Source organism: Treponema sp. Marseille-Q4132 (genome assembly GCF_014334835.1).
GTDB classification, from domain to species: Bacteria; Spirochaetota; Spirochaetia; order Treponematales; family Treponemataceae; genus Treponema_D; species Treponema_D paredis.
Genome location: NZ_CP060591.1, coordinates 1,956,835 through 1,980,155, shown reverse-complemented (window position 1 = coordinate 1,980,155; position 23,321 = coordinate 1,956,835). Strand labels below are relative to the sequence as shown.

Annotated in this window: 22 protein-coding genes and 4 tRNA genes; 22 read left to right on the top strand and 4 right to left on the bottom strand. The window is 48.1% G+C overall.

Annotated features, from left to right (window positions below):
* The first annotated feature begins 132 nt into the window (after positions 1 to 132).
* From H9I35_RS09055 to H9I35_RS09030, 6 genes are all read left to right on the top strand, one after another.
* Complete coding sequence (locus tag H9I35_RS09055; RefSeq protein ID WP_187419088.1) at positions 133 to 1,371, top strand: FprA family A-type flavoprotein; 1,239 nt, start codon at positions 133 to 135, stop codon at positions 1,369 to 1,371.
* A gap of 96 nt (positions 1,372 to 1,467) precedes the next feature.
* The gene (locus tag H9I35_RS09050; protein WP_187419087.1) at positions 1,468 to 1,983 is read left to right on the top strand and encodes a TIGR03546 family protein; all 516 of its coding nucleotides are present in this window, start codon (positions 1,468 to 1,470) and stop codon (positions 1,981 to 1,983) included.
* A gap of 2 nt (positions 1,984 to 1,985) precedes the next feature.
* Positions 1,986 to 4,106: a TIGR03545 family protein gene (locus H9I35_RS09045; RefSeq protein ID WP_187419086.1), complete on the top strand. Its 2,121-nt coding sequence runs from the start codon at positions 1,986 to 1,988 to the stop codon at positions 4,104 to 4,106.
* 61 nt (positions 4,107 to 4,167) lie between these two features.
* Entirely contained in the window at positions 4,168 to 4,476 is a 309-nt protein-coding gene (locus H9I35_RS09040) for a hypothetical protein (protein WP_187419085.1), read from the top strand.
* 30 nt (positions 4,477 to 4,506) lie between these two features.
* Positions 4,507 to 4,914, top strand: coding sequence for a hypothetical protein (locus tag H9I35_RS09035; protein WP_187419084.1), 408 nt, complete (start codon positions 4,507 to 4,509; stop codon positions 4,912 to 4,914).
* Positions 4,901 to 5,971 carry a hypothetical protein gene (locus H9I35_RS09030; RefSeq protein WP_187419083.1) on the top strand — a complete coding sequence of 357 codons (1,071 nt, stop codon included), beginning with the start codon at positions 4,901 to 4,903 and terminating at the stop codon, positions 5,969 to 5,971. Before H9I35_RS09035 ends, H9I35_RS09030 begins: the two co-directional genes overlap by 14 nt.
* 236 nt (positions 5,972 to 6,207) lie before the next feature.
* On the opposite strand, the gene H9I35_RS09025 is transcribed toward H9I35_RS09030, so the two are convergent.
* Complete coding sequence (locus H9I35_RS09025; protein ID WP_187419082.1) at positions 6,208 to 6,843, bottom strand: site-2 protease family protein; 636 nt, start codon at positions 6,841 to 6,843, stop codon at positions 6,208 to 6,210.
* A gap of 299 nt (positions 6,844 to 7,142) precedes the next feature.
* Between H9I35_RS09025 and H9I35_RS09020 the strand changes: the two genes are divergently transcribed.
* The 9 genes from H9I35_RS09020 (at position 7,143) to H9I35_RS08980 (ending at position 17,725) form a co-directional block, all read left to right on the top strand.
* Positions 7,143 to 8,210, top strand: coding sequence for a LacI family DNA-binding transcriptional regulator (locus tag H9I35_RS09020; protein WP_187419081.1), 1,068 nt, complete (start codon positions 7,143 to 7,145; stop codon positions 8,208 to 8,210).
* Between the two features lie 2 nt (positions 8,211 to 8,212).
* Entirely contained in the window at positions 8,213 to 8,977 is a 765-nt protein-coding gene (locus H9I35_RS09015) for a 6-phosphogluconolactonase (RefSeq protein ID WP_187419080.1), read from the top strand.
* A 99-nt stretch (positions 8,978 to 9,076) separates the two neighbouring features.
* Complete coding sequence (locus tag H9I35_RS09010; RefSeq protein ID WP_187419079.1) at positions 9,077 to 10,579, top strand: sodium:solute symporter family protein; 1,503 nt, start codon at positions 9,077 to 9,079, stop codon at positions 10,577 to 10,579.
* A gap of 90 nt (positions 10,580 to 10,669) precedes the next feature.
* Positions 10,670 to 11,908, top strand: coding sequence for an AGE family epimerase/isomerase (locus H9I35_RS09005; RefSeq protein ID WP_187419078.1), 1,239 nt, complete (start codon positions 10,670 to 10,672; stop codon positions 11,906 to 11,908).
* Positions 11,905 to 13,158: a neutral/alkaline non-lysosomal ceramidase N-terminal domain-containing protein gene (locus H9I35_RS09000; protein ID WP_187419077.1), complete on the top strand. Its 1,254-nt coding sequence runs from the start codon at positions 11,905 to 11,907 to the stop codon at positions 13,156 to 13,158. Before H9I35_RS09005 ends, H9I35_RS09000 begins: the two co-directional genes overlap by 4 nt.
* Positions 13,159 to 13,177: 19 nt before the next feature.
* Complete coding sequence (locus H9I35_RS08995) at positions 13,178 to 13,939, top strand: sugar isomerase domain-containing protein (protein WP_187419076.1); 762 nt, start codon at positions 13,178 to 13,180, stop codon at positions 13,937 to 13,939.
* Between the two features lie 13 nt (positions 13,940 to 13,952).
* Positions 13,953 to 15,101, top strand: coding sequence for an N-acetylglucosamine-6-phosphate deacetylase (locus tag H9I35_RS08990; protein WP_187419075.1), 1,149 nt, complete (start codon positions 13,953 to 13,955; stop codon positions 15,099 to 15,101).
* A gap of 94 nt (positions 15,102 to 15,195) precedes the next feature.
* Positions 15,196 to 16,038: an undecaprenyl-diphosphate phosphatase gene (locus tag H9I35_RS08985; RefSeq protein ID WP_187419074.1), complete on the top strand. Its 843-nt coding sequence runs from the start codon at positions 15,196 to 15,198 to the stop codon at positions 16,036 to 16,038.
* A gap of 103 nt (positions 16,039 to 16,141) precedes the next feature.
* Complete coding sequence (locus H9I35_RS08980; RefSeq protein ID WP_187419073.1) at positions 16,142 to 17,725, top strand: NAD(P)H-hydrate dehydratase; 1,584 nt, start codon at positions 16,142 to 16,144, stop codon at positions 17,723 to 17,725.
* A 14-nt stretch (positions 17,726 to 17,739) separates the two neighbouring features.
* Here the strand turns inward: H9I35_RS08980 and H9I35_RS08975 are convergent, their stop codons facing one another.
* Positions 17,740 to 18,309 carry a hypothetical protein gene (locus H9I35_RS08975; RefSeq protein ID WP_187419072.1) on the bottom strand — a complete coding sequence of 190 codons (570 nt, stop codon included), beginning with the start codon at positions 18,307 to 18,309 and terminating at the stop codon, positions 17,740 to 17,742.
* A 190-nt stretch (positions 18,310 to 18,499) separates the two neighbouring features.
* Between H9I35_RS08975 and H9I35_RS08970 the strand changes: the two genes are divergently transcribed.
* The 3 genes from H9I35_RS08970 to rsmG are packed head-to-tail and all read left to right on the top strand — an operon-like array spanning position 18,500 to position 20,935.
* On the top strand, positions 18,500 to 19,309 hold the full coding sequence (locus H9I35_RS08970; protein ID WP_187419071.1) for a hypothetical protein: 810 nt from the start codon (positions 18,500 to 18,502) through the stop codon (positions 19,307 to 19,309).
* The gene (locus H9I35_RS08965; RefSeq protein WP_187419070.1) at positions 19,296 to 20,273 is read left to right on the top strand and encodes a hypothetical protein; all 978 of its coding nucleotides are present in this window, start codon (positions 19,296 to 19,298) and stop codon (positions 20,271 to 20,273) included. The genes H9I35_RS08970 and H9I35_RS08965 overlap by 14 nt, the downstream gene beginning before the upstream one ends.
* Before the next feature lie 2 nt (positions 20,274 to 20,275).
* Positions 20,276 to 20,935, top strand: a complete 660-nt coding sequence (rsmG, locus tag H9I35_RS08960) for a 16S rRNA (guanine(527)-N(7))-methyltransferase RsmG (RefSeq protein ID WP_187419069.1) — start codon at positions 20,276 to 20,278, stop codon at positions 20,933 to 20,935.
* 87 nt (positions 20,936 to 21,022) lie between these two features.
* On the opposite strand, the gene thyX is transcribed toward rsmG, so the two are convergent.
* Positions 21,023 to 21,859, bottom strand: a complete 837-nt coding sequence (thyX, locus tag H9I35_RS08955) for an FAD-dependent thymidylate synthase (RefSeq protein ID WP_187419068.1) — start codon at positions 21,857 to 21,859, stop codon at positions 21,023 to 21,025.
* Positions 21,860 to 22,134: 275 nt separating this feature from the next.
* Entirely contained in the window at positions 22,135 to 22,749 is a 615-nt protein-coding gene (locus tag H9I35_RS08950) for a DUF308 domain-containing protein (RefSeq protein WP_187419067.1), read from the bottom strand.
* Between the two features lie 115 nt (positions 22,750 to 22,864).
* Here H9I35_RS08950 and H9I35_RS08945 point away from each other — a divergent pair.
* The 4 genes from H9I35_RS08945 to H9I35_RS08930 all read left to right on the top strand — a co-directional run bounded on the left by H9I35_RS08945 (position 22,865) and on the right by H9I35_RS08930 (position 23,316).
* A tRNA-Ser gene (locus H9I35_RS08945) sits at positions 22,865 to 22,949 on the top strand.
* An 85-nt stretch (positions 22,950 to 23,034) separates the two neighbouring features.
* Positions 23,035 to 23,119: transfer RNA gene (locus H9I35_RS08940), tRNA-Ser, on the top strand.
* Positions 23,120 to 23,134: 15 nt separating this feature from the next.
* Positions 23,135 to 23,209, top strand: a tRNA-Arg gene (locus tag H9I35_RS08935).
* Positions 23,210 to 23,229: 20 nt separating this feature from the next.
* A tRNA-Ser gene (locus H9I35_RS08930) sits at positions 23,230 to 23,316 on the top strand.
* Positions 23,317 to 23,321: the final 5 nt, after the last annotated feature.

The following is a 23,321-nucleotide window of genomic DNA, read 5'->3' as shown; positions in this document are numbered from 1 at the left end:
CAAAGCGCGGCGTACCGCTCATGCCTTTCAATGAACGGATGAACGCGATGTTCCGCGCATGACTTGCAATAAGCGAAAAAGTCCGTCCGCGGCCGGCTTGTCTACATAGCGTTTGATTGCTAAAATGGCGGTATGAGTACCGCTTCAATTACACCGTATATTTCCGTCATTCATTCGGACATCCTTCATCAGCCTTTGTTCGAAGGCTATTGGCCGATCCCGAACGGCGTGACGCTCAATTCGTATTTTGTGCGCGGAGAAAAAAACGCGCTTATCGATCTCACCGCCGACTGGAGCGAAGCCGTCGACCTCTTGAAAAAACGGCTCGGCGAAATCGACGGCGGCGCAAAAATCGACTATCTCATCCTCAATCACCTTGAGCCGGATCACACGGGATTTTTGCCCGAGTTCGTAAAGCAAAATCCGAACATCGAAATCGTTACGACCGCAAAGGGTGCGGCCCTCGTAAAGAATTTTATCAAAGCGGACGAGGGATGCCCCGCTCTTAAAATCCGCGAAGTAAAATCGGGCGATACGCTCGATCTCGGCGGCAAAGCGCTTTCGTTTTACGAAATCCCGAACGTGCATTGGCCTGAAACGATGTGTACGTTCGATGCGGCGTCGGGAACGCTTTTCAGCTGCGACGCTTTCGGCGGCTACGGCGCGACCGGCGAGCGCGTATTCGACGACGAATTTTCCGAAAGCGAACTCTCATCGTTCGAAGAAGAAAGCCTTCGCTACTACGCGACGATCGTTGCAAGCTTCAGCCCCTTTGTCAAAAAAGCGATCGAAAAGCTCCGCGCCGAAAACCTTGCAATCAAAACGATTGCGCCGAGCCACGGCATCATTTGGAGAGCGCATCCCGAACGGATCATCGCCGCCTACGAACGTTTCGCTTCGTACAATACGGCGGGAACGGGCGAAAAAGAAATCTGCGTCATCTGCTCGTCCATGTACGGCAACACGAAAAAAGGCGCGGAAGCCCTTGTGCGCGGCATCAAAGCGGCCGACGCTTCCATCAAAGTCGATTTTTTGCAGGTTCCCGGAACCGACGATTCTCACGTACTCGCAGCCGCTCTCCGTTCCCGCGGCATCGTCATAGCCGCTCCGACGTACGAATACAAACTCTTTCCCGCTATGGCGCACATTCTCGATCTTTTCAACCGCAAGCACATCACAGGGAAAAAAGCGCTGCGCATCGGAAGCTGGGGCTGGTCGGGAGGAGCAAAAAAAGAGTACGACGAAATTTCGGCTCCGCTCAAGTGGGAACAGTTCGAACAGTACGAATGGCAGGGCGTTCCGACCGAAGCCGATTTACAGGCGCTTGAAAAAAAAGGCGAGGAACTCGCCGCAGCTGTTCTGAATAATTAATAATATGAGGGCGGTTGCAAAAACAGATTGCTTTTTCGACTGCCTGCCGAGTTCAACAAAGATCGAAATTCGACCTATTAATTTCGGAGGAATCCGATGATCGCAAATATCGTAACATTATTCCGCGCACTCAATTCGAATTCGAAGCCGTCGGAAATCGCGAACGCGCTTTGCCTCGGGCTCGTACTCGGCTTTATGCCGAAAGACAATCTGCTGTGGTATTTGCTCGCCGTACTGTTTTTATTTATGCGGACGAACAAAGCCGCATACCTTATCGCAATGGCGCTCGGCTCTCTCGCTTCTCCCCTGCTCGACCCGCTTTTTCATAAAACCGGCTACGCCGTTCTTACGTTTGCTCCGCTCGAACCGATTTTTTCATACCTGCTCGACGTTCCGTTCGTCGGCTTTACGAGATTCAACAATACGATCGTGTGCGGCTCCCTCGTCTGCGGCATAGTCTGCTATGTGCCGCTTTTTCTCCTTGCGATCGTACTGATCAAAAAGTGGCGTACGGTCATCGCAGGCGCGATCAAAAACAGCAAAATCGGAAAAGCGATCGGTGCGCTGCCGATCATTTCAAAAATTGCCGCAAAGGCGTCGGAGATCGTATAAGTATGAAAACGACAATCGCTGAAACGCAAAAAACCGTTCCCTCAAAAAAACTCCCCGGATTGTTAAAAAAATCTTATACGCAAAAGCAATTCGAAAAGAAAATACTGAAAAAAATATACGTCGCGGCGGATAAAGAATTTATTAATAATTATTTTACCACCGATGCGGATAAAACGGGCAGCGTCCGCATCCCCAAAAATTCGGAAATCGTCAAAGCGGATTTTATCCGTCTTAAAGCCGTCGCAAAAGAGATACGACAGCAGAAATTCGGCGTCAAGCTTATCCCGCTTGCAGCCCTCGTCGGCGCCATAGTCGCCGTTTGCGTCGTTATCGGTATGTTCAAAAATATCATCGTAAAGAAAGCGATCGTCGCGGGAATGCAAAGCGCTTTCCAAGCGAAAACCGATATCGGCTATCTCGATTTTCAAATATTCGGCGCGAAGCTTACGATAAAAGATTTGCAGCAGGCGAACAAAAACGATGTGATGAAAAACATCTTTCAAGTCGGGGAAATCACTTTCGATTTCAATTTGACCGAACTGCTGCGCGGCAAATTCGACGCGGAAAACATCACCGTCGCCGACCTGCTCATCGGTACCGAGCGGAAAACGTCCGGCTATATTCCGATAAAACAAAAGCGCGAAGAAAAACAAAACGAAAGCCGCATCGCCGACATGCAAAAGGCGCTCCTTGCCGACGTACAAAAAACGCTTTCCGACACTTTTGCAGAATACGATCCTCAAACGATTATTAAAAACGTTGAAAGCAATTTGAAATCTCCGGCTATGGCGGAAAGCACAAAGGCCGCGATCGAAGAGACGGTCGCAAAGTGGAAGGATACGCCCGAGTCGATGGAAAAATCGATTCGCGAATTTTCAAGTTCCGTCGATACTCTCATCAAAACCGATTGGGCAGGCGTAAAAGATCCCGTAAAATTAAAAGAAGCGCTCGATGCGATCAACGCCGCCGTCGTGCAGGGAAAAAATATAAAAACGCAGACTGAAAAAATCGGGGCGGACTTCAAAAGCGATACCGAAAAGGCCGAGCGGCTTTCGAAAGAAATCGGGGCTGCGATCGCATCCGACAAAGCGCTCATCGACAAAGAGATCGCCAAATTCAAAACGCTCAAAAACGACGGCATCGGCGGCGTCTTCAACAAAGTGCTTACGGCGTTTATGTACAATCTTTTCGGTACGTATTATCCCTACGTGCAAAAAGGGATCGATACGGCCCTTCAATTTAAAAGCAAAGCTGCGCCGAAGCCTGCAAAAAAGAAAGAGAAAAAAGTTTCGCGGCGCATGAAGGGCACGGATATCTATTATAAAAACGATACCGTTCCGAAGTTTTTAATCGAAAACGCGTACGGCTCCGGTGCAAACTGGAGCGTGTCGGCAAAAGAAGTTTCAAGCGATCCCGACAAGCGTGGAAAGCCCGCAGAGCTTTCCGCCGCCTTCGCCGTTAACGGAATCGACAACGCGATAAGCGCCGTTATCGACGGGAGACGAAAAACGGATAATCCGCTTTTGTCCGCAAAGTACAGCGGCTCGGGCTTTCCGCTTTCGCTCAAAATCGACGACGCGTATTCGCTTGCCGCGCACTCGTCCGCCCTTTCGTGTACCGTACTCGGCGATGACGACGGAAGCTTTCGCGTGCAGGGTGCAATCGATATGAGCGGTATGAAAATCGCGACTCCGTCTTTCGAACCCGCTCCCGTATACGAAATCTACCGCAAAGCGACGGAACGCTTTACCGCGCTCAAAGTCGGCTTTACCGCAGGCTACGCGCTCGAATCGGGCATCACGCTGTCGATCGACACGGACGCGGCCGAACGATTCGCCGAAGTTTTCCAAAGCATGCTCGCTTCCGAATTGACGTCGATCACCGCTTCCGCGCGCGAAAAAGTAAACGAACTGCTCGCCGAAAAAACGGGCGGCGTTTCAGCCGAAATCGCAAAGCTTACGGATATTCAAAACGGCATCAAACTGCAGGAAGCGAACTTCGGCGATATGAACGCCGCGCTCGAAAAAGCTCAGCGGGACATACTCAAACAGCTCGCAGGCCAAACCGGAAGCGACGCCGTACAAAAAGCCGCCGGAGCGCTCAAAGGACTGTTCGGAAGGTAGGAAAATACATACTATTATTCCTGTAACCGGCAGAACTTGTTAAGGAAGGACATGTTATGCCATGAAAAAAAAATTACTTTATATAGTTTTGATTTGTATAAGTTTAAATACTTTTGCTTCTCCTAAGAAAAGTTTATATGATAGGATTCTTGAAAAGAATGATTCTTTCTGGATTCCGGAAAAATGCCTTAAAATACTGCATACTGCAAACAAAGAAAGTATAAAGAAATATTTTGCTAATATTGAAACTTTAACATTTTATCATGAATTAGAAGAGAAAACCATACAATGGGATGAGCAGGACTGTTTTTCTACTTTTTGCATTATAAAAGATTTATATCGTGACCAAGACAATTTATGCGTAACTTGAGGGAAAGAATTAGATTTATTATCATTTTACATGGATGAGATCAACTATGAAAACGGATGTTTTTATATAAATGTTGTAAAAACATTCAACTGCAAAAAAAATGAAAATAAATCACCTTTTTCAAGTTGGCCGATACGGGAAGACGAATGTACGATAATTTTACGGTTTGACGGAGATTATCTTGGAGTTTATCTCAATAATTTAACTGACTATTATGATACCTTTTGCAAAGTGGATAATGAGATATTGAATCAATACAATAATCTAATCCAAACGAATACCTGCGATCTTTCAAAAGTTACCTGGCCCCGCCACGCCGACGGCACTTCGGATTACGATGACAAAATCATAATGCCGGAACCGTTAATTTCTACGAAAAACACGAGTCTCGATAAAACAACCGCCGGTAAAGACAATTGTAAGGATGAAAATGAATAAATATCGAATTATAATAATATTTTCATTAATCCTTATTAGTTCCAAACTATTCTCTGATAATGTTGAAAAGAAATTAGCTAAAGAAAGTTTTGTCATTTATGAAGATTTTGAAGTATTAAAAGCACAAAATAGAGATAAATTAATTGAATTATATCCATCTGTTTATCATGCTCCGGAGCTATCAGAGGTAGATTTCAAAACATATTTGTATTGGTATACTGGAGTCCCAAACGCTTTTTTGGAATTCAGAGTTAATACTGATGAAGAGATGAAGCATAAAAGACTCGGTAATTTTTATTTAGCCTGGAATTACAGTGGTGAAACATTGTCTATATTTTGTTTCCCATATTATATGACCGTAAGAAATGTTACTGTAAAAAATAATCAGATTATTTTTTCTTTAATTGGGATTGTACAAAAGTCCGATTTATATTATAGCAATTTTATAAAAACGGAAATCCCATTTAAAGAATATGAATATAATATTCATTCTGCAAAAATAATTATTGACGGGGATTATCTTGATTTTTATATCGATGACATATTTATCCATACATTCTGCAGGATAAATGAAGCAACCCTTAAAGAATATGAAAACTTAATAAAAAATAATACCTGCGATCTTTCAAAAGTCACTTGGCCCCGCCACGCCGACGGCACTTCAGATTACGATGATAAAATCATAATGCCGGAACTGTTAATTTCTATAGGAAATACGGATATCGATGAAGTAACCGCCGGTAAAGACAATGTGCAAGAGAATATCGGTAAGTCTGAAAAAATAATAAAAGTTCAAGTAAAATCAAAAAATCAAATAATGGCCGTAAAAACCCCGGCCGTATTACGTGCCGATCCGTCGATAGAAAAAGGAACTCCGATGCTGAAAGCTGCTGCCGGCTCGCGTGTACAAATAATAAAAGTCGGCAAAAAGCAAATAATCGATAACATAGAAAGCAATTGGGTAAAAGTAAAGTTTTTAGACGGAGCTAAAAAAGTAACGGGAAAAGATATCAGCCCTGATGCCGTCGGTTGGCTATTCGGGGGATATTTAGAGTAAATGCCGAAAATACCGGTAGATCAAAGAAACTGTCCGAAAGCTGAAGTTTTTTGGACGGTTTCTAACGTGCTACCTACCGTACCCGTTTATAGGCAAGCTAAAAGAAAACGTATCGCACGATGTACGTACAGGATAAAATGAAAAATAACACACTTGTATTATTACTGTGTTTTACAGGGCAAAATATCCGCGTTGCAGCGCAAAAGCGTTCCCGTCGGGTAATTTGCAACGACGGCTCACAACACCAACGATACGACTTTATTGACAAAGGCACCGATAGGAATAAAGTCGATGCCTGTCGCCCGCTCGGCTGCGATGAGGGCGAACAAAGCGAAAGTGCCCCACTGCATAAAGCGCGCTTCTTTTTCTTTGCTGAAGTTCATCCCCGAAAAAAATACGTGACTGCCATCGAGCGGCGGGATGGGCAAAATATTGAAAATAAACAATCCGAGATTGATCGTCGCCGTATAGAGGAGCACGTAAAAAACGGTTTTGTACACGGCAAACAGCGGCAACGACGAAATGCTCCCGCCTGCAAGTCTGAACAATTTTACAATAAAAAGAGAGACGATGCCGAGCCCAAGGTTCGACAGCGGGCCTGCAAGCGCGATGACGACTCTGTCCCGTCTCGGATGCGCCAAATTCCGCGGGTCGAATGAAACGGGTTTTGCCCAGCCGAAACCCGCGATGACGATAAACAAAAAACCGATCGGGTCGATGTGTTTGATCGGATCAAAGGTAAGCCTTCCGTCCGCTTTTGCCGTTCCGTCTCCGAGCTTGTACGCGGCGAGTGCGTGGCAGTATTCATGCAGCGTAAGTCCGATAACGATCCCGGGCAGGGAATACAAGGTATCGATGATGTCGAAATGCATACGAAGCATTGTATTGCATTTTTACGGCGCCGGCAATACGCGTGCGATGTATGTACGGGATAAAAGCAGAGCCGCATATCCGAGCACGGCGCTGTTTTTCAATAGAAATATTATTCTATATCGATGCAACAAAAAAACCGATTTTTTTATATACGGTTTTCAATTTCTGCATTCCGATTTTTTTACCTGTCTTCCAATTCATTATATTGTAATAAATTATAACGAAAAAATAATTATTGACAAATCGAAAAAACGGACTTACCATATAGTAAACGTTTACTGTCACGGAAATCGACACTATGCAGGATAAACCGAAAAAAAGGCCGACTATTTCCGATATCGCAAAAAAAGCGGGCGTGTCATCCGCTACGGTGTCGCGCGTTTTGAGCGGTTCGGATTATCCGGTAAGCCGCGAAGTCCGCAAAGAAATCCTTCGGATCGCGCTCGGCATGCATTATAAGCCGAATGTGTTCGGGCAGATGCTCAGAGGCGGAACGAGCAGAGAAATCGGTGTCATCATTCCGTCGCTGTCGAATCCTTTTTACGCCGAGCTTGTATCGGCTGTGGAATGCGAATGTATCGAACGCGGCTATATGCCGATTATCTGTTCGTCGCAAAATCGATTTCAGCTCGAAACAAAGCATTTGGATATATTGCAGCGAAAACAGGTTGCGGGGCTTTTATTGTCGAGCATACATCTTGCCGGCGCTTTTTTGAGGACACTGCGCGCCCTCCCCGTCCCTTTTGTGCTGTTCGATCAGCCCTATGATTATCCGGAAATCGACAGCGTCAGCTTCGATTTTCTTGCGGCAGGAAAAACCGCCGCAGAGTTTTTATTCGATGCGGGGCATAAGGATATCGTTTTCGTATCGGGGCCGCTCGACCGGTTCAGCAGAAAGCGATTGTTTGAAGGATATAAAAAAGCGTTTACAAAAAAGCGCAGGCGTTTTTCGGCGCAAAATGCGCTGATCGCCGCTTTTGAACAGCGGCGGGACGACTTCAACGACGACTTTTATCGCGGACAATATGCCGCCGAACTGCTGATGAAACGGCGCTATCTGCCCGATGCGGTTTTCGCCGTAAACGATATGACGGCTATAGGATTGATAAAAAAGTTCGAAAAGGAAGGTGTGCACGTACCGTCCGATATTTCGATCGTCGGCTGCGACAACATTCCGTTCGGTGCAATGTTCGTACCCGCACTTACGACAATCGACCAATCGGCGGTGGATACGGGACGGCTCGCGGCGGATATTTTGCTGAACAGGATCGAAAACAAACCCGTCACCGCAAGCCGGATAATGCTCGAACCGAAATTGATCGAACGGGAATCGGTACGGAAAATCAATTATAAAGTGAGGCGATAAAAATGAAACAATTGCGATTTGACGAAGTGGAATTGTTTGTATACGACACTCGCGAAGAGATGGGCAAAGCCGCCGCCCGCGACGCCGCCGTATGCATCAAAGAATTATTAAAAGAGAGGAGCGAACTCAACTGCATCTTTGCAGCCGCGCCTTCGCAAAACGATTTTTTAGCGGCTCTTACGGCGGACGTTTCCGTTCCGTGGGAAAAGATCAACGCATATCACATGGACGATTATGTCGGTTTAAAACAGGGCGATCCGCATTCTTTCAACGGTTTTCTTTCGGAAAAGCTGTTTTCGAAAGTACCTTTTAAAAGCGTCAATTTAATCGACGGCGAAGCGGATCCCGACAAAGAAGCTGCGCGGTACGGTGCCTTGCTCGACGGCGTGCGCATTCACATAACTTTTATGGGAATAGGCGAAAACGGTCATATCGCATTTAACGATCCGGGAGTTGCGGATTTCAAAGACGCGAAAACGGTAAAAAAAGTAAAACTCGATCCGGTATGCCGGCAGCAGCAGGTAAACGACGGTTGTTTCCCTACCATAGCCGACGTACCCGAATACGCGCTTACGGTTACGATACCGACGCTCGTGTCGAGCGAACGTATTTTCTGTATCGTGCCTACGGCAAAAAAACACGACGCGACATGCGCCGCCCTTACGGGTCCCGTTTCGGAAACATGTCCTGCAAGCATTTTACGAAAGACGAAACATACCCGTATGTACATAGATACTGCATGTGCCGGAAACTTGATAAATAAATAATTTATTGAGTTTTAATAATAATAAGTATGCGCAAATGCGCACGGATCGGATTGTCTGCAAATGCGGAGATTTGCCTGCAATTCGATTCAAGGAGGAACAATGAGTTGGGTCGATTACGGCATGGTCGTCGCATTCCTTGTAGGAATGGTTTTGATCGGTTTGTATTCCAAAAAGAACGTCAAAACCGCGGAAGATTTTTATGTCGCCGGAGGTAAGGTTCCGTGGTGGCTGGCGGGTATTTCGCATCACGTAACCGGATATTCGGGCGTCGTATTTGTCGGATATGCGGGCATCGCATACGCGACGGGAACGCAAATTTATTTTTGGTGGGGCATGAGCATCGCGATCGCGGTCGCCCTCGGTTCCATAGTCATCGTACCGCGCTGGCCGCGTTTGCGTAAATTTTTGGGTATCCAGTCTCCGACCGAATATCTCAAAAAGCGTTACGATACGGCCTCTCAAGTTGTCGTCGCGATTGCAGGTATCGTAAGCAAGCTTATCGACGTCGGTGCAAAGTGGGCTTCGATCGGTATTCTGGTACAGGGCTTTACCGGCATCCCGTTTTGGGTCGGCGTCCTGAGTTCCGCGCTCGTTTCAATTTACTATATGTCCGTAGGCGGCTTGATCGCAGACTTGTGGACGGATTTCGCACAATGGATTATTCAAACCGTCGGAGGTATCGTACTTTTTGTCGGCACGATCCTCTTCTTAAAGAGCGAAATGAATCTCGGCTTGGTTCAAGCGTTTCAATCGCTGCCGGCGGGACATATTTCTATCTTTAACCCCGGACGAGGACAGGGCTCGGTTACGTGGTCGCTGTTTTATTTCTTCGTCATCTTCCTGAGCTATAACGGCGGTACGTGGAGTCTGGCGACGCGTTTTATTTCAAGCAAAGACGATAAAAATGCACACAAAGGCGCACTGCTTTCCGCACTGTTGTATTTGGTATGGCCGCTCGTAGTCTTTACGCCGATGTGGCTCGGTCCGCTCGTATTCCCGGGATGGACACAGGGCGAAGCGGCGAAAAATTTATTTGCGGAACTGAGCAAGAAATTTTTGCCGACGGGATTGATCGGACTGTCGCTCGCCGCAATGTATGCAAATACGCTTTCTATGTGCACGTCGGACTGCAACACGATTTCGGCGGTCATCACTCGCGACATCCTTCCGATTTTCAAAAAAGATATCGATCAGGAAGGCAAAGAAGGTCTCCGGCTTGCACGCATTACGACGTTTATCTTTATGGCATTCACCGTCATCATCGGTTTGCTCAATCAGAAATTCGGCGGAGTCGCAGGTATGATCCTTTCGTGGTTTGCAGCACTGCTCGGACCGACGGCCGTTCCGCTTTTGCTCGGACTGTTCCCCGCATTTAAACACTCGGACGGAAAAGCCGCAATTCTTTCGACGATCGGAGGCTTCCTCGTATTCGTGCTCACAAAAGCCGGCGCGTTAAAATTGCCTCCCGATGTCGGCCTGATCATGCCGACCCTTGTCGCTTTCGTCGTATACTGTGCCGTGGGATTTGCCAACAAAGCATCCGGCAAAAAAGTACCCGCCGAAGTTGAAACCATGCTGCAGCATCTCGAAGAAAAAGCATAAACAAAGTTTCAAACCGAAAAAACCGAACCGGCGGACGGAACGAAAGTCCGGCGGTTCGGCTTGCCCATCCGAAAATGAGGAAAGATATAAATGAATTATCCCGCCGAAAAACAATTTTATATCGATCAAATCCGAAACAATTTTTTGCCGTATTGGAGTAAATTCGTCGATCCTGAAAACGGAGGGATTCTCAACTGCATTAACAATTACGGCGATAAAAGAATAAGCGACAATAAATTTACGTGGTCGCAAGGGAGATGGCTGTGGATTTTATGCCGTCTCTCGGAATCGGCCAAAAAAAAGACAATGCCGAACATCGATGCGGCGACGCTCGAAACGTGGGCGGACGGTACATGGAATTTTATTAATTCTTATTGCATCATGGAAGACGGTTCGTGCTGCTATCTGCTTACCCGAGACGGCAAAAAGATAAAAGATGAACGTACCGGCCGTTTCGACGCGAGTATCTATGCCGACTGTTTCGCCCTGATAGGTTCGGCCCAGTACGCCGTACTGTCGAAAAAGCAGGAAGCGATCGACACTTCGAAGGCGCTGTATGAAAGTATCAAGCGGCGGATAGAAAGGGACGACTTTTTAACGGAGCCCTACCCGATTCCCCAAGGCTGCCGCACGCACGGAATTCCGATGATCCTTACGAATACGGTATACGAATATATACGGATGCTCCAAGCATTCGGCATACCGTCGGACGGAGCTGTCGAATTCGGAAAAAAGAACGCGTCATTCATACTCGAGCGTCTTATGAAAGAAGACGGCTATATAAACGAATTCGTATCCGATTTTCCCGACAAAGACAAACGGCTGCTTGACCGCCATATCAATCCCGGTCACACGATCGAAGACATCTGGTTCCAAATAGAATTCCTTCAAGCATTCGGCTCTCTCGAACAATATCTTCCCCGCATCTGTAAAACAGCCGAACACACATGGCATCTCGGATGGGATTCGGAATGCGGAGGGCTTTTCCGTTTTGTCGATTTTGAAGGAGGAAAACCGCGCGGTACGTCGACGGGCTCTCCGTATGAAAAACTCATCGCCGATACGTGGGATATGAAACTCTGGTGGCCGCATTCGGAAATCCTGTATACCTACCTTTTGCTGTACAAATTTACGGGCGATGAAAAATTTAATAAAATATATACCCAAAGTTTCGACTATATTTTCAAAACGTTTCCGAATACGGAACTCGGAGAATGGATTCAAATACGTACGCGCGACGGAAAACCGGCAGACAAACTCGTTGCGCTTCCGGTAAAAGATCCTTTCCACATCCTGCGCAATTTTATAAAAATAATGGAGCTTTTATGATACGGCTCGGCTGTGCAAAATCGGTAATTTCTCCGAAGGTATCTCTCAGACTGTGCGGCTATGCACGCCGGACGGATAATTTCAGCGGTATCACGGAAGATATTTTTCTGCGCGTTCACTATTGGCAAACGGCAAACAAACGCATCATCATCGTATATGCGGATTTATTGTGGTGGAATCCCGATTTTATCGATACCGTGCGGGCGCTGCTCAAGCAAAAGCAGGGCATCGCCGAAGATGAAGTTTTGTTTACGGCATCCCATAATCACTCGGGCCCCGGAACGGGACGCGCGTTTACGCCGCTGCTTGAAACCGTATCCGACAATTACATCGATTTTTTACTGCAAAGGATTATCAACGGAATCACTGCAGCGGAACGCGATTCGGAAGAAGTCGCCGTACGGAGATTTAACGGCACATGCGCCATGAACGTGTACCGCAGAAAAAAAACGGATAAGGGCATCGAAATGCGTCCGAATTATGAAGAGCCGGCCGATACCGATTTAACAATTTTCGAATTCGTAAAAAAAAGCAGCGGGAAACCGAAAGGCTTCGCCGTTCACTATGCGTGTCATAACAATCTCTCCGACGGCAACAGCGTACATCCGGATTACGCAGGGATCGTTTTACGGCGTTTCGATGAAACGTATCCCGAAAGCGTTTCAATCTTTTTGCAGGGCTGTACCGCCGACTTGCGCCCGAACAGCGTACTCGGAGAGCGTTTCACTTCCGTCGATTTCGAAAAAGTTATCGCCTTTGCGGATGAGTTTTTTAAAAAGTGCGGAGATACTCTGCAAACACAAAGCGTTCCGATTCAGGAAAATCTTGAATTGCGAAAAAGCCGGATCAAACTTCCGCTCGTGCAGGATTTTTCAAAAAATGAAGTCACAGCGCTTGCGGCTCATGCGGAAGACGACGCAATGCGCCAATGGGCGCAAAAAGCGATCGAAAAAAACTTTCGCGATTATGAAACGCTTGAAATAACGCGCGTCGATTTCGGTTCGACACCCGTGTATTTTTTTAATGCCGAAATGTCGCAGCAGTATGCGCTGTCGGTACGGCAAAAAAACAAAAACGGTTTGTGCGTCTGTTATACGAACGGCATGATCGGTTATCTGTGCAGCGAAAAACAAATCCGTGAAGGCGGGTATGAGCCGCACGGTTCGGCGATCTACTTTGCGCTGTGCGGAACCTACGGCCCGGAAACGGAAAAGCTTATAAACAAAGCGTTGGATAATTTTAATAATTAATATTTTTTGGAGGCGTAAAATGACTGAAGGTGATGTTTTAAAACTGTACCGCAAAGAAGTGTTCGGCATTATCGATGAAATATACGATACCGAAGAAAAAAATATTCTCAAAGCGGCGCGCATGGTCGCGGACCATGTAAAAAAAGACAAAATCGTGTATGTATTCGGCCCGGGCGGACATTCGAATCTCGCCGCGATGGAAGTATTTTTCCGCGCCGGCGGCCTCATGCACATAAACGCTATCTTAAATCAGGAGACGATGCTTTCAAACGGCGCTTTAAAATCGATGGCGACGGAGCGGCTTCCCGGTTACGGTAAAATCGTAATCGAAGACAACGGCATAGGCGAAGGAGACCTTCTGATCGTCGTCAACGCGTACGGAATCAATTCCGCTACGATCGACGCATGCTTAACCGCACAATCGCGCGGCGCAAAAGTGATCGGCGTGAGTTCCCATGCCCATGCAAATTCCTGTCCGAAAGATCATCCTGCGCGTCATCCGTCGAAAAAAAATCTGCATGAAATCGCGGACTGTTCGGTCGACTGCAAAATAAAACTGGGAGATGCGACAATCGAACTTCCCGGCTTCGAACAAAAAATCGGCGCGCTCAGCACATACGCGAACGCATTCGTGATGAACGGCATCATAATCGAAGCGATCAATATGCTTGTAAACGAAGGCGTCAATCCTCCCGTTTGGCGAAGCGGCAACTGCCCGGGCGGTGATGAATGGAACAATCGTTTTATCGATAAGTTCAGAAAATCCATACGGAGCCTGTAGAGGAGGTATCTTTATGTTTTTTACCGGATGGATGTACGGCACCGATACGCTGGTAAAGCTCCAAATTGAAAACGGTATTTTTGTTTCGGCGGAAAAAACGGAGCCGGAAAATTCCGTAACGTATCCGAACATCGCACCCGTACTGTTCGATACTCAAATTAACGGTTTCAACGGCATTGACTTCAATACGACCGACGAATTGACGGAAGAAGCCTATGAAAAAGCGCTGTACGCTTTATTGAAAGAAGGCTGCGGACTGATTTGTCCGACCGTTATCACCGCCGATCCTGAAAAAATTCTGAAGCGCTGCAAAGAGATTGTTTCTTTTATACATCACAATGCGTTGGCAAAAAAAATGACGCAGGGTATTCATATTGAAGGCCCCTTTATCTCCCCGAAAGACGGAGCTTCCGGTGCGCACGACAAACGCCATATCCGAGCGCCCGACTTCGATATGTTTAAGAGATGGTATGATGCTGCGGAAGGAAAAATATCGGCTCTTACCCTCTCGCCCGAATGGGGTGCGGACACGTATTCTTTTATTTCAAAAGTCAGTGAGCTCGGCGTTGTCGTATCCGTAGGACATACGATGGCAAGCGAAGAACAAATAGCCGAAGCCGTTGCAAGCGGAGCGAGTCTCGTCACACACTTCGGAAACGGAGTTCCCGTCATGGTGCCCCGTCATCCGAATTTTTTGTGGGAAGAATTAAGCAACGACGGTTTGACGCTTTCCTGTATTGCCGACGGATTTCATCTTCCCGAATCGGTGTTGAAGACGGCTTTTGCCGTAAAAGGTCCGCGGTCTTTTATTATCAGCGACAGCACGCAGTTCGGCGGATTACAGCCGGGAACGTACGAAACGCCGATCGGCGGAAATGTCCTGCTCCAGCCGAACGGACGGCTTTGTATGATGAGCGAACCGCGTCTTCTTGCCGGTTCCGCGCAAAGTATCCGGCACGGCGTGGAGCATCTTGTCAAAAGCGGTATTTGCTCGTTAAAAGATGCATGGATGAAAGCGTCGGAAATTCCTGCGGCATTTTACGGCTGTGAAAAAAAAGTCAAAACGGCACGGGGCTGCAGAGCAAATTTCGTCTGCTTCGAAAAAGACGAAAAAGGCTTGTCGATTTCCCGCGTCTATCTTGACGGAGAGCAAGTACTGTAAGGTACTTATTTTTCAGCGGAGCTGCAATCCCCGCAGCTTCGTATCGCCGCATATCGCTCATGACATCTTTCCGCTCTTTTGCTATGATGGATCCATGACGATTTTACAAAGCCTTTTGCTCGGCACACTTCAGGGCCTAACGGAATTTTTACCCGTTTCGTCTTCCGGTCATCTTGCCGTCGCGCAGCATCTGTTTTCGCTCGGCGACGTGCCGCTTTTATTCGACGTATTTCTTCACCTTGCAACGCTCGCCGCAGTCGTACTTTATTTCCGACACGATATTTTGAAACTCTTTTGTGCGTTCGCAAGGATGATCGCGCACCGTCCCGTCGTTTCGGGCCTTTCGGGCGAAAGCTCTTTGACAAAAAGCGACGAAGCTTCCCGCAAAACGGTCGCCGCCGTCATCGTCGCAACGCTCGTTACGGGCGTCATCGGCATAGCCGCGGAAAAAATGCTCCCTTCTCTTTCCATACGATTCGTATGTGCATTCTTTATCGTCACTGCGCTCATTTTGCTTATCTCGCAATATGCAGGCAAAAAAAGAGAGGGCGCAGAAAAATCCGACGGCATTTCGTGGAAACAGGCGCTCGTCGTCGGAGCGGCCCAAGGCATCGGAACGCTGCCGGGCATTTCAAGGAGCGGTTCGACGATCGCAGGCGGACTGCTTTCCGGCATCGGGAGAGCGGATGCGGGAGAGTTTTCGTTTATCGTTTCGATTCCCGCAATTCTCGGCGCCTTTATCCTTGAGCTCAAAGATTTCGATAAAATGTCGGAATCGATCGGAGCGCTTCCTATCCTCGTCGGGTGCACAGCCTCTTTCGTCGTCGGTTACGCATCTCTTTCCCTCCTTATGAAAATTATTAAAAAAGGAAAGCTCGGATGGTTTGCGTGCTACCTCATTCCGCTCGGTACGGCAGGATTGCTGTTTTTTAAATAATAAGAAGGGAATTATGCGTTTATCGGAAATGAACGCACAGCGGTTTTCCGAATCGATTATTAATTAACATAATTGATTCCGCCGGTTTTGAGGGAATGAGTATATGCAAAAAGTTTTTATCGATGTAAAAGAGCTTGAAAAGCGCATGCATGAAGTTTTCGGCATCACCGAAGACGTGATGATCGAAAATGCGGCAAGCGCGCTTGAAAACGAAGTAAAAAAAGCTTTGCACGATCGGGATGCTGCGCGGATTTATGAAAAACGACCGGTTGATCGAACGGAACGGCCGAGCATATCGCGTGCGGCACAGCGCGGAACGGCATCTTCGAACGACGTGCTTATCCTGTGCGGAAGCGGCAACAACGGTGCCGACGGTTACGCGCTCGCCCGCCGGATTGCAGGCGATATCCCCGCCGCAGTGTATGCCGCTTGTGACGCGAAAACGGAAAACTGTAAACGGGAACGGGATGCGGCGCTCGCAGCCGGTGTAAAAATCCTAAGCCGCTCGGCATTTTTCAAAAAGCTTTCATCGTGCGCTCTCGTCGTCGACTGTTTATACGGTACCGGTTTTCACGGAACGCTCATGCCCGACCTTTCCGCCCTCATCGATAAAATCAATAACGCTCCGTGTTTCCGCATTGCGTGCGACATACCGAGCGGCATAGACAAGTGTGGCGCGGTTTCGACCGAATACAAACACAGGCCGCTCGCGTTCAATGCCGACCTGACGATTTCGATGGGTGCGCTCAAAGCGGCGTATTTCGGAGACGCGGCAAAAGACTTTTGCGGAATTATTAAAAAATACGGTATCGGAGTAAGCGGCCGCATATTCGAAGAGGCTGCCGCTGCCGACTTGTACTTCCTCGAAGCGGACGATATGAAGCTTCCAGTGCGGACTAAAAAATCGGTACACAAAGGAAACTTCGGACATGCCGCGATTGCCGTCGGAGAAAAAGCCGGAGCTGCGATTATCGCAGGACAAGCGGCGCTCGCTTTCGGCGCGGGACTTTCGACGCTTGTAGAAACGGAAACCGGAACGGCTGCGCGATTTAAATTGCCGCCCGATCTGATAATTGAAAAATCCTTTCCGAAAAACACGACTGCGATTTTACTCGGAAGCGGATTCGGGCGCGATCGGACGGAAGCCTTTCAAAGCGTATGCGCGCAGTTCGAAGCGCACAAAGGTGCCGGTATCGTGCTCGATGCCGATTCTTTTTATTACGGCGATATCGTAAAACTGCTCGATGTACTCTCGAAGCGCCGCACGAGGATTATATTGACTCCTCATCCGAAAGAATTTCAATCGCTTTTGAAGTTGTGTGCGCTCGGCGACTATACGATCGGGCAGCTTGCGGACGACAGGATAGAAATCGTCAAAAAATTTTCCGAACGCTTTCCGCATATCGTGCTCGTACTCAAAGGCGCAAATACGGTGATCACGTCGAAGCGCGGCGTCTTCGTAAGCGTAGAAGGAAATCAAAGCCTTGCAAAAGCCGGAAGCGGCGACGTGCTCGCAGGTCTCATCTGCGCGCTGCTCGCCCAGCAATACGATGCCGAAGACGCGGCCGTTACGGCAGTCCTCGCGCACGGCATCGCATCTCAGCGATTTGCGCGCGCGTACGATTTGACGCCGCCGAAATTGATCGATGCCGTCGGAAAATTGCGGAACGAACCGCAGCAGGTGTGAACGCCGCCGTCACATCAACGATCGGTACGAATAAAATCTTCAAACGGCATATCGGCGCAGCGAAACGGAACGCTTACATAGGATATGTGCATACCGCTTACCGAAATATTATTTTTTTCAATGTATTCCTTTTTTGCCCGTACTATGCGATCGTTTGCCGTCCGGCCGTCCGTAATTTCTACAATGTAAAAATATCCGTTTTTCATTTCAATGACAAAATCGGGACGATAAAAGCAAAGCATACCGCCGGCCGCATCTCTGTACGGAACGAAAAAATCCGCCGCATTCGACGCCGTATACCAAATATGCGCGATCGATGCGCCGTAAAAAAGATTCACATCGAAAAATAATTTTTTAATATTCGATGTAAAAACATACTCCGAAAGATGAAAACTTTTTTTACAGCCCTCGCGCTGATTGTACGGCGCATAAAGCGGATCCGATTCGGAAACAAAAAAATCATCGCCGGAGACGGTAAGGCAAAACGAATCGGAACTTTCCGCCGAACGCGCAGCTTCGGCGAACAAAGGAGGAATTTTTGCGCGGATAAAAACGGAACGCAAGAAAATATCTTCCCTCTTCATTTTATATCCTTGAAACGCTTAAAACCTTATAACATTATTATAACGCAGAAGAGTAAACATATCCATCGGTATAATTTACGAAAAAAAGGCTTGCGCGTCCCTGAAACGGGCAGCGAAAAACCGAACCAAAAAATAGAAAAAATTACCGTATGTGCTTTTTTAATAAAGAGGATTTCATTATACTTAACGTATGGACAATGCAAAAATCAAAGAACTCCTCATCGATATCTGCGACACGAAGCTCGACTTTACGGTCATTCAATCGGGAAAAGAAAGCCGGCGTGTCAACGGTTTATACAAACCCGATACGCATGAAATCATTTTGCACAATAAAAATTTTAAAACCGATAACGAAATGATCTATACCGCCGTCCACGAATATGCGCATCACCTGCTCACCGAAGAAGCGCTTGCGACTATGGGCGACACGGCGCTCCCGAACGCGAGGGTGCACACGCAGGCGTTTTGGGCGAAGTTCAACGAATTGTTGATTATCGCCGAAAAAAAGGGTTACTACGCGCTGGATATGAAAAGCTCACCGGAGCTCGAAAAACTCACCGAAGAGATCCGCAAAAATTACCTCGAAAAAAACGGCGAGCTCATGCAAGAGTTCGGGCGGCTTCTCGCAAAAGCGTACGATCTCTGTGAAAAAGCGAATATCCGCTACGAAGATTATATCGACCGCGTACTTTGTCTCCCGCGCAATTCCGCACGCGACATCCGAAAGCTCGGTATGGAAAACATCAATCCCGCACTCGGCTACGACAATATGAAATTCGTCGCATCGCTCAAAAATCCCGACGACAGAAGCGCTGCGGAAAAACAGCTTTTGCACGGAGGAGGCCCCGACAGCGTGCGCGCTCTTATGCGGCGTAAAAGCTCGGACGATGCCGATGATAAAAAAACGAAACTTGAAAAAGAAAAAAAACGCATCGAGCGCGCGATCGAACAGCTGCAAAAGCGGCTCGAATTCGTGGAGGCGGCAATTGAAAATATGTAAGATCATGCCGGCGGCTTTCGCTTCGGCAGCGATATTGACGCTGATGCCGCTTTCGGCGCAAAACGGAACATCGTCCGGAAGCGAAAAACAGAACGCTCCCGTAACGGCGCCTGTTATGCCGACTCCTCCTTCGATGCCGACGCTGAGCGTTCCTTCGATGAGCGCTCCTCATTATACGCCCGGCCGAAATACCGCAACACAGCGGCAGACGAACGATTCGCAAACCGGCTCCGCTCCCGCCGCAAACGAAACGCCGACGCAAACAATGCAACAGATACCGAGCGGCAAAGTGCAAAGTACCGGACAGGCGGATGCAAACGGCTCGAAAAATCAGTCCGCCGTTTCGGCAGCCGATTTAACGGCGCTTGCAAAAAAAGGTCTCCTTAACAATTTTTATTCGCTGCTCGGCTCGTCGGGAACCGATGCGCTTTTGCAGGGCGGTCTATCGTCAGGCGGAATACCTTCCGGTGGGGCGCTGCCGTCTTCATCGAATGCGATGCTCGAAAAAATACTTTCGGAACTTGACAACGTAAAAAAACAAAATGCCGAAGCGGTAAAATCGAACGAAGAGCAGCCCCTCGCCTCTTCCGCGCGTCCCGGCATACTGCGTTTTATCGTAAACGGCTACGATGTCCTCTCTTCGTGCCGCACCGTGTATTTCAGCGATGTCGGAGAAGACGGCACGTTTTTGCTGACGGGCGACAGAACGTATACGGCAAACGGTCAAAAGCGGATGGAAACGTTTTACTTACTTTTTCGGCCGGCAGGACACGCGGGATTTTCGACGCAGTATAAAGTGGAATGCTCCGTCGTACAGGATTATACGAATGTGCATTCGTTCATGTATCGGCTTGCCTCTCTCGGCAATCTAACTGCGGTAAAAACCGGCAATCTCGTTTCGATGCGCACATCCGATCAGAATTGCCGTGCGGATTTGCTTATCGACATCGGAAGCGGAAAATAACCATGAACGATATATTGCAAGAAGGGCTTTCCGAGCTCGGCTTTGCACAGTCTTCGATTCCGCTTTTCGCGCAAAAGCTCGGTGCGTACATAAAAGAATTGCAGCTGTTCAATTCCGCGTACAATCTCGTCAACACGAGCGACTTCGAAGAGCTTGCCGTTCGTCACGTATTCGACAGTCTCGCCGCACACGATATTATCGCTTCGCTTGCAGCCGGCATACGAAGCGAAGACGGTATCCTCATCGGCGATATCGGTTCGGGAGGAGGACTGCCGGGTATTCCGCTTGCCGTCGTCTTTCCGCAATTTCGCTTTACGCTCGTCGAACGTATGGACAGGAGATGCGCCTTTCTCGAAAACTGCGCCGCAATGCTCGGTCTGCAAAACCTTACCGTACAAAAATCGGAAGCCGAAAAAATTCCGCATGAAAGTTTCGACATAGCGGTGTTCCGCGCGCTGAAACCCCTCGACGCCCGATTCGCAAAAACCCTTTTATCGCTTATAAAAAACGGCGGATATCTTGCCGCATATAAAGCGAAAAAAACGAATATCGAAAACGAAATGGACGCGATACGCGCTGTTGTCGCCGATTATACGCTTACCGAAGTGCGCGTGCCGTTTATGAAAGATGCGGAACGGAACATCGTCGTCGTAAAAAAATAAAGGATATACGGGTGCGCGCACCAATGCGGCATCCTCGGAAGTTGATACTTCCTGCAATGCCGCATTTTAAGGTTTAAACGAGCCGCGCTACAGCTGCGTTCCCGTCCGCAGTTTTTCTTCGAAGCGTTCGCGCTTTTTTCCTGCGAGCGGATTTTGTTCTCCTGAAAGTATTTTTCGCAGCGCTTCCATCTCTTCGCCCGAAAAGCGAACTCCTTCGTTTATATGATTGATAAAGGATCCCGTCGCAAGAGGTGCGACCGTGCGGCACAGCGCAAGGATAACTTTTGCGTATTCGCGGATTTCATACTGCGCGTGTCCGTCGAGCCTGAGTTTTAAAAATCGAAAGAGATTGTGCAAATCCATTTGCCAATAGAATTCGGTATAGAGCGCAAGCGGCAAATCGATGCGCGCGATCTCCCGTGCAAGAGAGGCATCGAGGAGTTTCGTATAGGTTTCGTATGAAGTTTTTTGTCCCTCTTCGAGCGCCGCTCGGATATTTTCAGCTTCGTCTTTCGAAAAAGGTTCCACCGCCCTGCCCTGTTTGTTATCTTTGCTCTGCGGCGCGATGTTTTCATCGGAAGGAACATAGAACTCGTCTTTCATGATCGAATAACGGCCGGACACTTCGTTCATCCTGCCCGTGCGGTGGCGTACCCATTGACGCGCGACGAAGATCGGCATTTTAAGATGAAAGGTCATCACAACCTGTTCGAAGGGAGAAGTGTGTTCGTGGCGCAAAAGATAATCGATGAGCGCGCCGTCCTGCGAAACCGTCTTCGTTCCTTCCCCGTACGAAACGCGCGCCGCCTGAACGATCCGCGCGTCTCCGCCGAAATAATCGACAAGGCGGACAAAGCCCTTGTCAAGCACCGGATATTCTTTATCGAGGATCGCTTCCGCTTCGGGAACAACACAGTGAGCCATATATACTCCCATAAAAACTTTTGCAGGAAATATCAATTTCCGAAAAAGTTTTTAGCCGTGCGCGTGCGCGCACACGTTTAATAGTCGAGTTTGCAAAATAAAGCGTATCGTATTTATGCGATTTTTATCGAAACACTAAGTATACACATTTTCTGCAAACATCCGCGCAAACTCGAGATAAAAAGCGACGGCGATATTTCAGACGGCGTTTTTTATCGTACCTCCTAATTCAAATTTAACAATTAATAAAAAACCGGTCGACGCTCATTCGACTATTATTCCGCTGCGCCTCGTTTTTCAGAATCATCGGCAGGCAGCGAGCCTGAAACGGGAGGCTGAACATCGTCCACGACTTCGACTTCATCGACGACGATCGGGCGGTCGTGCCATTCGAAAAGCATATAACCCGCGCTGACGGCAAGGAGCAAAACTCCGAGAATGCGCACAAGGGCGAGCCCTATCTGCTGCGGCACGATAAACAATACGATTGCTCCGACAAGCGATATGATCACTTCGAGCATGTAGCGCCGGCGTTCTATATTCGTATCGCGGAGTTTCGCGAGCATATACAGTTCGAGAAAGGCCGACGCGAGGAGGTAGGCTGCAAGTACGTAGAGCATAATCGTCCACATGGCTTCGGCAAAGCGCAGCGGCAAAACGACGGCGAGAATACCGATAACGATGCTGATAAGGCTTCGAACGATGACCGTAAGCTGGAAAGATTTGTCATCGACAAGCTGCCGTATTTTGATCAGGTTAAAAATGCCGTTGACAACGGCTTCGATACCAAGCGCGACGACGGCGACTTTTATACATTGTTCAGGCGCAATGATCATCATGAGCGCAACGAGTGCAAGCAGCGCGCCGAGCATAAAATCGGTTTTTCTCATGCCGTAAATATACTCTATTATGTATAAATCAACAAGTTCCGATTATCTCATTTACGGCACAATCCTATACTTGACACAAAAAGCGATAATTTGATATGCTTATGCTACGTCTTTTGGAGCGATGTCCGAGCGGTCGATGGAGGTAGTCTTGAAAACTATTGAGGAGCAATCCTCCGGGGGTTCGAATCCCTCTCGCTCCGGACAGAAAAATCGCCTGCGGTTTCCGCCGCATCGGTTTTCAATGGACATCGCTCGTGCATCGTTTACGGCGCCGTCAGACGAATCGGAAGCGTGGTAGAGCGGTAATACAACGGATTGCTAATCCGTCAGTTCCGTAAGGGCTGGGCAGGTTCGACTCCTGTCGCTTCCGTATTGTTATTTTTTTGAGACTATAGCTCAGCTGGATTAGAGCACCACCCTGCGGAGGTGGGGGTCGCACGTTCGAATCGTGTTAGTCTCGTACGGCTTATAGCCGCTTAAGGAAAGATGCGAGAGTGGTCGATCCGGACGGTCTCGAAAACCGTTGAACCCTTTGGGGTTCCGGGGGTTCGAATCCCCCTCTTTCCGCTTAA

What these genes read in the sequence shown, in the direction of transcription:
- H9I35_RS09050 (WP_187419087.1), top strand. Translation starts at nt 1,468, where the DNA reads ATGATCGCAAATATCGTAACATTATTCCGCGCACTCAATTCGAATTCG.
- H9I35_RS08950 (WP_187419067.1), bottom strand. Translation starts at nt 22,749, where the DNA reads ATGAGAAAAACCGATTTTATGCTCGGCGCGCTGCTTGCACTCGTTGCG.
- H9I35_RS08980 (WP_187419073.1), top strand. Translation starts at nt 16,142, where the DNA reads ATGCAAAAAGTTTTTATCGATGTAAAAGAGCTTGAAAAGCGCATGCAT.
- H9I35_RS08975 (WP_187419072.1), bottom strand. Translation starts at nt 18,309, where the DNA reads ATGAAGAGGGAAGATATTTTCTTGCGTTCCGTTTTTATCCGCGCAAAA.
- H9I35_RS09040 (WP_187419085.1), top strand. Translation starts at nt 4,168, where the DNA reads ATGAAAAAAAAATTACTTTATATAGTTTTGATTTGTATAAGTTTAAAT.
- H9I35_RS08970 (WP_187419071.1), top strand. Translation starts at nt 18,500, where the DNA reads ATGGACAATGCAAAAATCAAAGAACTCCTCATCGATATCTGCGACACG.
- H9I35_RS09055 (WP_187419088.1), top strand. Translation starts at nt 133, where the DNA reads ATGAGTACCGCTTCAATTACACCGTATATTTCCGTCATTCATTCGGAC.
- H9I35_RS09030 (WP_187419083.1), top strand. Translation starts at nt 4,901, where the DNA reads ATGAAAATGAATAAATATCGAATTATAATAATATTTTCATTAATCCTT.
- H9I35_RS09035 (WP_187419084.1), top strand. Translation starts at nt 4,507, where the DNA reads ATGGATGAGATCAACTATGAAAACGGATGTTTTTATATAAATGTTGTA.
- H9I35_RS08990 (WP_187419075.1), top strand. Translation starts at nt 13,953, where the DNA reads ATGTTTTTTACCGGATGGATGTACGGCACCGATACGCTGGTAAAGCTC.
- H9I35_RS09045 (WP_187419086.1), top strand. Translation starts at nt 1,986, where the DNA reads ATGAAAACGACAATCGCTGAAACGCAAAAAACCGTTCCCTCAAAAAAA.
- H9I35_RS09020 (WP_187419081.1), top strand. Translation starts at nt 7,143, where the DNA reads ATGCAGGATAAACCGAAAAAAAGGCCGACTATTTCCGATATCGCAAAA.
- thyX (WP_187419068.1), bottom strand. Translation starts at nt 21,859, where the DNA reads ATGGCTCACTGTGTTGTTCCCGAAGCGGAAGCGATCCTCGATAAAGAA.
- H9I35_RS09015 (WP_187419080.1), top strand. Translation starts at nt 8,213, where the DNA reads ATGAAACAATTGCGATTTGACGAAGTGGAATTGTTTGTATACGACACT.
- H9I35_RS09000 (WP_187419077.1), top strand. Translation starts at nt 11,905, where the DNA reads ATGATACGGCTCGGCTGTGCAAAATCGGTAATTTCTCCGAAGGTATCT.
- H9I35_RS08985 (WP_187419074.1), top strand. Translation starts at nt 15,196, where the DNA reads ATGACGATTTTACAAAGCCTTTTGCTCGGCACACTTCAGGGCCTAACG.
- H9I35_RS09005 (WP_187419078.1), top strand. Translation starts at nt 10,670, where the DNA reads ATGAATTATCCCGCCGAAAAACAATTTTATATCGATCAAATCCGAAAC.
- rsmG (WP_187419069.1), top strand. Translation starts at nt 20,276, where the DNA reads ATGAACGATATATTGCAAGAAGGGCTTTCCGAGCTCGGCTTTGCACAG.
- H9I35_RS09025 (WP_187419082.1), bottom strand. Translation starts at nt 6,843, where the DNA reads ATGCATTTCGACATCATCGATACCTTGTATTCCCTGCCCGGGATCGTT.
- H9I35_RS08995 (WP_187419076.1), top strand. Translation starts at nt 13,178, where the DNA reads ATGACTGAAGGTGATGTTTTAAAACTGTACCGCAAAGAAGTGTTCGGC.
- H9I35_RS09010 (WP_187419079.1), top strand. Translation starts at nt 9,077, where the DNA reads ATGAGTTGGGTCGATTACGGCATGGTCGTCGCATTCCTTGTAGGAATG.